This window comes from Carboxylicivirga fragile (assembly GCF_050589805.1).
In the GTDB taxonomy this organism is placed as follows: domain Bacteria; phylum Bacteroidota; class Bacteroidia; order Bacteroidales; family Marinilabiliaceae; genus Carboxylicivirga; species Carboxylicivirga fragile.
In genome coordinates this window covers 1-7,817 of sequence record NZ_JBNGOY010000092.1, presented here as the reverse complement: position 1 = coordinate 7,817, position 7,817 = coordinate 1, and the positions used below count along the sequence as shown (strand labels likewise).

The 7,817-nt window shown below is 36.3% G+C and carries 9 protein-coding genes; 6 read left to right on the top strand and 3 right to left on the bottom strand.

What is annotated here, in order from left to right:
• Positions 1-185: 185 nt before the first annotated feature.
• Together ACRD7B_RS22325 and ACRD7B_RS22320 are read right to left on the bottom strand one after the other, a co-directional pair.
• Positions 186-884: a DUF6261 family protein gene (locus tag ACRD7B_RS22325; RefSeq protein WP_430826888.1), complete on the bottom strand. Its 699-nt coding sequence runs from the start codon at positions 882-884 to the stop codon at positions 186-188.
• Positions 885-900: 16 nt separating this feature from the next.
• Positions 901-1,095, bottom strand: a complete 195-nt coding sequence (locus tag ACRD7B_RS22320; RefSeq protein ID WP_430826887.1) for a hypothetical protein — start codon at positions 1,093-1,095, stop codon at positions 901-903.
• A gap of 486 nt (positions 1,096-1,581) precedes the next feature.
• Here ACRD7B_RS22320 and ACRD7B_RS22315 point away from each other — a divergent pair, with 486 nt between their 5' ends.
• The 6 genes from ACRD7B_RS22315 to ACRD7B_RS22290 all read left to right on the top strand — a co-directional run bounded on the left by ACRD7B_RS22315 (position 1,582) and on the right by ACRD7B_RS22290 (position 7,022).
• Positions 1,582-2,268 (top strand): hypothetical protein, encoded by a 687-nt coding sequence (locus tag ACRD7B_RS22315; RefSeq protein WP_430826886.1) that lies wholly within the window; start codon positions 1,582-1,584, stop codon positions 2,266-2,268.
• A 334-nt stretch (positions 2,269-2,602) separates the two neighbouring features.
• The gene (locus tag ACRD7B_RS22310) at positions 2,603-3,112 is read left to right on the top strand and encodes a hypothetical protein (RefSeq protein ID WP_430826885.1); all 510 of its coding nucleotides are present in this window, start codon (positions 2,603-2,605) and stop codon (positions 3,110-3,112) included.
• Positions 3,113-3,390: 278 nt separating this feature from the next.
• Entirely contained in the window at positions 3,391-3,906 is a 516-nt protein-coding gene (locus ACRD7B_RS22305; RefSeq protein WP_430826884.1) for a hypothetical protein, read from the top strand.
• A gap of 258 nt (positions 3,907-4,164) precedes the next feature.
• Positions 4,165-4,983, top strand: a complete 819-nt coding sequence (locus ACRD7B_RS22300) for an alpha/beta hydrolase (protein WP_430826883.1) — start codon at positions 4,165-4,167, stop codon at positions 4,981-4,983.
• Between the two features lie 248 nt (positions 4,984-5,231).
• The gene (locus tag ACRD7B_RS22295) at positions 5,232-6,152 is read left to right on the top strand and encodes a hypothetical protein (RefSeq protein WP_430826882.1); all 921 of its coding nucleotides are present in this window, start codon (positions 5,232-5,234) and stop codon (positions 6,150-6,152) included.
• 162 nt (positions 6,153-6,314) lie between these two features.
• Positions 6,315-7,022 (top strand): DNA alkylation repair protein, encoded by a 708-nt coding sequence (locus ACRD7B_RS22290; protein WP_430826881.1) that lies wholly within the window; start codon positions 6,315-6,317, stop codon positions 7,020-7,022.
• Positions 7,023-7,390: 368 nt separating this feature from the next.
• Here the strand turns inward: ACRD7B_RS22290 and ACRD7B_RS22285 are convergent, their stop codons facing one another.
• On the bottom strand, positions 7,391-7,666 hold the full coding sequence (locus ACRD7B_RS22285; RefSeq protein ID WP_430826880.1) for a GIY-YIG nuclease family protein: 276 nt from the start codon (positions 7,664-7,666) through the stop codon (positions 7,391-7,393).
• Positions 7,667-7,817 lie beyond the last annotated feature (151 nt).

Genomic DNA, 7,817 nt, shown 5'->3' with positions numbered 1-7,817 from the left:
GTTTTACCCCTCCAAACCTCCCCTAAAGTGGAGGCTTAAGTGCGATAGCTATCGCACCCCTTTAGGGGATTTAGGGGTAGTAAAAAAGGATATTTGATTACAAATTAAAAGTAACCTAATTGTGATTTTTACTTTTTGGACACCCTCTTGTTCTATCCTTTATCCATCTGTGAGTTTAGGTTTTGTTACTTGCGACGACGCTTAACCACCGTATTGCTCTTGTCGATGAGCAATGCTATTTGTGTAGCTACATCTTTGTATTGTGCCGGATTTACCTGAAGCATGGCGCGTAGGTAAACCACCAATTTATTGTTTACAAGCTTAAGCAAGTCTTTTTTAACAGCCGTGGCATTGCTCGCTTGTTGCTCATTGGAGCGGGCAGCTAACAATTCTGATTCGGCAAGCTTAAAACTAGCTTGCTCTTGGCTCAACTGCTCAAGTAGGCCACTAATGCCAGGAAGCACTGCCAAGTCCGTGGCTAGTTCGGTTTGAGCCATATCAGCCATAAATGAATCGACTAGTGCAGACTGCGCTGAATAAGTAGCATCAGTCAATTCAAAGCCATATTTCTCAATCACCGCTTCGGCATGGGTGGCTGACTCCTTTACTTTCGTATCAGGATGATGCAAATAGCCTTTGTTGAGGTGCAGAATTGAGCGGTATACTGCATCGCGACTGTCATCTCTTTCGTCTAAGACCGATTCTGCCTTATCTTTTTTAATGGATTGTGTTAAACTTAAGTTACTCGCATCTATCTCAGCTTTTGTGGCTGATAAATGTGGATCGTCAATGCCCGCCTTGTCTATAACGCTTGATATGGATGTGCACAAGTCGTTGGCTTCGGCAGACCGGGTGTTGGTAATGATTTTTTCAATCTTTGTCATTTTATCTGAATTGTTTTTAAAGGATAAAGGCTTTGTAAATACCACTGGAAGCCATTACTGTTTGGTAATTGGGCAAACTATGTGTCGGACGAGGCATTACCATTTGGTAATGCCCATCTTTTACAGAAAACAGCCCATTACCATATGGTAATGCAGCATTTTTTGCGAAAAACAGGTAATTACCATGTGGTAATTGCTTTCTGGCAGACAAGTGGAGCAATTACCAAATGGTAATACTCAGCTCAAATATAATTTTAGGTAAACATGCTTGCCGAGCGCTAGCTTTTGCTGTTTTGTGCTTATAAGTGCTGACGGACATTAGAGTAATACCGCTATGGTGATTTGGCGAATAGCCAAGGATTTTCTGGCTTGACATAGTGTGATCTTTTCTGGTTTATTTATAAACAAAATTCATAATACCATTTATAAATGTCAAGGGTGAATGAAAAAATATTTTAGTTATGGGGATGTTCTTAATCAGTACTGTATCGTTCTGGTGGGCTTATTAGGCTGTTTGCTATATTTTATTTAGTTTTAAAAATGCTTAATTAGAGTGTTAAGTGTAGATATGTGCTTCTATTTTGTTTGGCACAAGGTAAATGTTTAAGAAAACAAGTTTTACTATAGGTGGGATATAAGGAGTACTCTGTCTATCCTTTAGTTGGCACCAAGCATAAATACTCAAAACTACAATAAAATGAAATGTAAAATATTTGGATTACTTTCAATCCTTTTAATAGCCTTTACAACCGAGGCGCTTTCCCAGAAAGAAAACAAAGAGGTTATTTTAATGTTCTCAGCAGGATATCAGAAACCAGATATAAGTAAATTAAACGATTTATTAACTCAAAATAATTATTCAAATATACCAGATGGATTTATCTCGGGAGATATCTCTTTATATTTTAAAAGTGGTAAAAAAATGTATTCTTTTGAACTTAGTAATTGCGACCAATGGGAACGGGAAGAAAACGATAATGGCATACAATCATACTTCCATAGTAAAGGATACAATTTCAGTTTCGGCTATAAAATATTTGATAAAGATTATCTTGAAATATATCCAATCGTTGGATTTGTGATAAATACTGCTAGATTAGAAATCAGCAAACCTATTGAACCAGATTCGGATTTTCAAGAACTAATGAAGACTGTTGACAATCAAAATTCTTATATAATTAGTAATAATTCAATCTCCGCAGGATTTCAAACTTTTACTTATATAAACGATTTAGTTTTTGGATTAAAAACTGGATATTATTCACCATTTTCAAAAACAGATAACTGGAGAATTCATAGTAACACACAATTGAGTAATGGAGTTCAGATTAATCCAGGAGGATTTTATATTAGAGGATCAATTGGATTTAGGTTTAATTTATGAAAAATGCCAGGTGCCAACAAACCGCAATAAAGCATATGGAGCCCAGCTCATTTTATAAGTTCTGTGGCTTCGGCAATCACCGCCAAATCGCTGATTTGGCTTTCAAAATTAAAAGTTAAAAACAAATACAACGCTTTGGCTTCGCGCAATTTGGAAATTTAGTATGGTTAAAATCGCCTTACAACACCATGCGGCAGGCCGTTGTAGCGCATTTGCAAATAAGCTAGAGAGGTGCATAATTTCCAATTTGTTATAAGGACCTACCACATGTGTAAAAAAGCTAAAAAACAACCTAATATCGATCAATCATACTAACTTGAATTACAATTATAAAATGAAAGAAAACAATCAGTTAAAACTAAAACTTGGAGGATTACCAGTTCCATTTGTACTTTTCGGATATGCTTTAATAATTACAGGATTGCTAGCAAGTATTGAATTTTGGTATATCCAAATATTATTAATAATTGTCGGGCTGTTTTTAGTAACTGCAAGGGATCGGATGATTATAGATTATTCATCAAAAAGCTTATATAAGTATTCGACTTATCTTTTTATGAAAAAAGGAGAAACTTTTGATATTTCTGAAGTTGACTATATTTCTATGGTTCGGGTAAATGTGAGTCAACGTATGTATCATCAGAGCATTTCAACTACTCTTGATAATGTAATGTTAACCACAAACTTAATCTTTCCTAATAATAAAAGAATGAAACTCTTTAGAAAGAAATTTGAAGAGTGTAAACAATTGACAGAAGAAATATCAAATGGACTAGGAATAAAGGTTCTCGACGTTTCAACAGGAAAAAAGAACTGGATTGAGCCTCAGACCAATAAAGTTTAACAGCTTATAAAGTCGAAAGCATAAGCAACTATGCATAAGAAAATCAAATCCATCCGAAATAAAAACGCGCTACAATAAAGTATAAGGGATGCAGTGCGCATTGGACGGTTCGTAGCTTCGGCAATCAACGCCAAAACGCTGTTTTGGCTTATAGAAAATGAAAATATAAAACAAAAACACCGCTTTGGCTCCGCTCAATGTGGAAAGTTTGTAAAGTTAAATCGCCTTACGCACCATGCGGCAGGCCGTTGTGCGTCAGCTGGATAAAACGAAGTAAAATGGCAGTTTATCAATATTATTTAGCAATTGTACCAAAACAAGGAATTGAAAAAAAGCACGATTCCATTCCTAATGAAATTAGGGTTAGCTCAGAAACGGGATATTTTGAATCTGATGCTAAAATATATTGGAAAGAAGTAAAAATGCAAGCGGACGATATTGTTTCTAAAGTTGACTTAATTATTAAAAGAGCAAATTGGGAAAATAACAAAACAAGCATTTATTGGAAAACATATAATGACCTTGTTGACAATGATGTCGCTATTTTTTTGAACGAAGAATCAATGTCTATTAGAGACTTTTCTTTTCGCGTTGATTTAAGAGAAAATGATTTAACGTTCTTAAAAAATATGATTGAGCTTGGCAACGAAAATGGCTGGCTGTTTATGGACAGAAAAGGAAAACTAATGAAACCTGATTTTGAGGAAATTAAAAATAGTATTCGGAATTCAAATGCTCACAGATACTTGAAAGACCCAATTAAATTTTTACAAAACATAGATAAAAAAAAGTAACAAAGTCGAACGCACAACAAACCGCAATAGTGTATAAGACGTTTGGTGCATTTTGGACGTTTCGTGGCTTCGGAAAACACCGCCAAATCGTTGTTTTATAAACAATGTGTTTGTTTTTAAGGTGTTTATGATAAGCAATTGAGCTTTAGAAATCGAAAAACAAATACAAAACTTAGACTATTAAGGATTCTCTGTAAGTCAGCCATGAATTGATATTGAAACGCAAAGTATTAGAACCGGACATTAAATGAATAAACTATGACCAAAATCATTCGAAACTATTTTTTGCTAATTATTCTTCTTGCTGTGATCGTTCCAAGTGTAATATCTGCACAAGATATTAATGTGAAAATTGGAATCAGAGATAGTATTCAATCTGAAATATTAAATGATAGTAAAAAGGTAATGATACATCTACCTGATAGCTATTCCGAATCTGACACATCATACCCTGTGTTGTATCAGGTGAAAGGAGATACAGCTTCGATGCTGGAAATTGTCTCCACGGTTAATCGCCTGGCTTATGCAGATGAGATGATTCCCGAAATGATTATTGTGGTAATGGAAAATGTAAGCGGAAAGGATGTTTGGCCAAGAGATTCGATTAGTGCTAAAAGTGTGGATGACTTTCAGACCTATATTCAGAAAGAACTTATTCCCTACATCGGAAATAAATATCGAACAACAGATGAACGAGTATTGTATGGCCAATCGATGACGGCTGTATTCACACTTTATACGTTTATAAACAAGCCCAAGTTATTTAACTCCTATATTGCCAGTAGTGGAGCGTTTCCTTTTTGCGAAACCTTTTTCACGGAGTTAAGCCATAAACACTTTCAAGAGTTGGATAAATACAGTGGTCGAACAATGTTTGTCACAAACGGCCTTAAAGACCCTCTGATGGCACAAGTGAATGCACTCAAACAAATGACAGAATTTTCTAATTTAGTGAAGGAAAGAGTGGGGACGATCGTTTCGTATAAGTACCTGATTTATGAAAACGAAGCACATGTACCTTTTCATAGTTTATACGATGGTTTGAAGTTCATTTATCAATCGGATGAAAAGAATTGAATGACCAGTAATTTAATACGAACTATTATTCGTTTATCCATTAATAGAACCAGAAAAAGTAAATGAAAGACGTGAAAAAGTCGGACTTGAACCAATAGAAGACTATGTCAAACACATTGGAATGACTTGGGATATTGAAAAGCACAAGAAGAGAACCTTAAGATTAGAATCGCAACAAGAATAACTTAGCAATTCGATCTACAATTGTATTGTAAGGAATTGATTTCTATTACGACAAAACCCATAAAATGAATAGGGTGAAAAGTAATAGGATAAAATGCATACTTATTATTAGTGTACTTTTTTTAGTACAAACAGAAGTATTTGCTCAGGGCTGCAGCGATGCTGGTTTTTGCACCATACATTCGCTAAAGCCGGAAGCGAGTGATTCTTCAAAGCTCAGTAACAATAGTTTTAAAGTTGGGACGGCCTATGGTATGGCTCAATACAATGTGTCGGTTATTACACCTTATATGGAGTACACACGAAGTTTTGGTTCTGTATCACTAAGTGCCAAACTTCTAATGGGTGTGCGAAGTGGAGACTTGAGCACCACTTCAGGATTATCCGACATTATACTTACATCAACCTGGACTATAAATCCACATTGGCTCTTGGCCGGAGGTATCAAGTTGCCTTTTAACAAAGCAGATGAAACAGCAAATGGCTTGCCCTTACCGATGGCCTATCAAACAAGCCTAGGAACCACCGATATGATAGTAGGTGCCACATGGAAAAGAAACCGACTTGCGATTTCAACAGCCTGGCAGCAAGCTTTATATCAAAACTCCAACCAATTTTTAGCAGACGATTATCCAGAAGGTAGCTTAGCCGATCCTTATTTGTCTACCAATGGCTACCATAGGAGTGGAGATGTATTGATGCGAGTTTCGCATTACACCCAATTGAGTAAAAAGTGGATGTTGAGCTACAGTATGTTGCCCATATACCATCTGAAAAATGATAGCTATCTGGATAAGAACGGACTAAGGCAAAGTATCGAAAAGTCTAGAGGATTAACCTTAAATCTTAATACTTTCGTTCAATACCAACTATCCGAGGTTTCGTTTATAGAGTTTAATGTGGGTGCACCTGTTTTAGCCCGACAAAACAGACCAGATGGATTAAACCAATTTGCAGTGGCCTTGGAATATGGGGTGAAGTTTTAGTGAAGTGTACTGTAAGCTACTAGCTGCGTAAACAAGAAGTTAATTTTATTGTTACACTTTATAAACAAGGTGATTGTTACGCTGTGGCCTACTACTAAATATGGGCTTTGGTCAGGTGTTTTATATTCATCATCGGTTTTGGGATACTTAAAAGCAAGGATTATGACAGCACAAGAAGTACTAAAGGAGCTTGAAACATATGGTAGTGAACAAACTAAAAAAGTATTGACGAAACATGGCGCCAAAGAACCCTTCTTTGGAGTAAAGGTGCAGGATTTGAAGAAGATTCTGAAAAAAACAAAGAAGAATCATGAGTTGGCCTTAGAACTGTTTGCCACGGGTAATTCCGATGCCATGTATCTGGCAGGTTTAATGGCCGATGAAAATAAAATTACGACTCAACAACTGGATGAATGGGTAGAACAAGCCTATTGGTATTATTTGAGTGAGTACGCAGTTGCCTGGGTAGCTGCCGAAACACCCTTTGGTTTTGAACTAGGCCTAAAGTGGATTGATTCAGATAAGGAGAACATTGCTTCTGCTGGCTGGGCTACCTTGTCTTTTTATGCGTCTGTAAGGCCGAATGAGGCCATTGATATGGAAGCCTACAGTCAGTTGTTGGATAGAGTTAAAAACAATATTCACAATGCACCTAATCGGGTACGTTACACCATGAATGGATTTGTGATCGCAACAGGCAGTTATATTGAAGCTTTAACAGATAAAGCCAAAGAAGTAGCTAAGGCCATAGGTAAAGTTAGTGTTGATGTTGGCGGCACGGCCTGTAAAGTACCACTGGCAAATGATTACATCGACAAGGTGATCAATAAAGGTAACTTGGGTAAAAAACGAAAGACGGCCAGGTGTTAATAGTTTTGGTGCAAAGCTCTTTTGAGAGAATTAGTTGCTCAGCTTATTCAAATAAAATAGGACATTTTGTGAAACAGTGTCAACAGCAAATTGTAACAGCTAAAACCAACATTGACCAATGCTGCTCTAAAATTAAAGAGTTGCAAAAAGTGAAGGGATTTGTTTGTAATCAGAAATGGGTATTCTTGTATGCAAATAGTATGCAAACAAAAAAAGCGCCCAGAGTGGAAGCCCGCAAACGCCTTATCTTAAACGTGGAGAATAGCGGAATCGAATCCCGAAAAACTCAAATCAAAGATTTGAAATGTTTTTCGAGGATCCTCGAATTTTATAAGAAACAAAGTTTCTGAAAATTCGGGACCGCTGAGCTATGTGTTTATTGTTATAATTGTAAAGCCATGAAGAAGAAGAAATGGCATTAAACGTTTTCTTGCTTTAAGATTCTTAAGTTTTTTTTCAAAAGCGATTGCTTCAGGTCTTGATTTAAGTTCTTTATAAGCATATATCACCCAAGGTTTATATCTATTTGTGGACTGCACTTGACCGTTGTTATGTTTCTCTAATCGAGTTTTAAGGTTTTGTGATTGGCCATAGTAAAACTTATTGAAATGAGGCGAGTAGAGTATGTAAGTATAGTAATTCATAAAGTTTGCTTGAATTACAATTTACGAAATCTCTTTTTTAAGAGAAATAATTGAATACAAAAAAAGCGCCCAGAGTGGAAGCCCCCGAACGCCTTTATTTTCATTGTGGAGAATAGCGGAATCGAACCGCTGACCTTTTGACTGCCAGTCA

What these genes read in the sequence shown, in the direction of transcription:
- ACRD7B_RS22305 (WP_430826884.1), top strand. Translation starts at nt 3,391, where the DNA reads ATGGCAGTTTATCAATATTATTTAGCAATTGTACCAAAACAAGGAATT.
- ACRD7B_RS22285 (WP_430826880.1), bottom strand. Translation starts at nt 7,666, where the DNA reads ATGAATTACTATACTTACATACTCTACTCGCCTCATTTCAATAAGTTT.
- ACRD7B_RS22295 (WP_430826882.1), top strand. Translation starts at nt 5,232, where the DNA reads ATGAATAGGGTGAAAAGTAATAGGATAAAATGCATACTTATTATTAGT.
- ACRD7B_RS22325 (WP_430826888.1), bottom strand. Translation starts at nt 884, where the DNA reads ATGACAAAGATTGAAAAAATCATTACCAACACCCGGTCTGCCGAAGCC.
- ACRD7B_RS22315 (WP_430826886.1), top strand. Translation starts at nt 1,582, where the DNA reads ATGAAATGTAAAATATTTGGATTACTTTCAATCCTTTTAATAGCCTTT.
- ACRD7B_RS22290 (WP_430826881.1), top strand. Translation starts at nt 6,315, where the DNA reads ATGACAGCACAAGAAGTACTAAAGGAGCTTGAAACATATGGTAGTGAA.
- ACRD7B_RS22300 (WP_430826883.1), top strand. Translation starts at nt 4,165, where the DNA reads ATGACCAAAATCATTCGAAACTATTTTTTGCTAATTATTCTTCTTGCT.
- ACRD7B_RS22310 (WP_430826885.1), top strand. Translation starts at nt 2,603, where the DNA reads ATGAAAGAAAACAATCAGTTAAAACTAAAACTTGGAGGATTACCAGTT.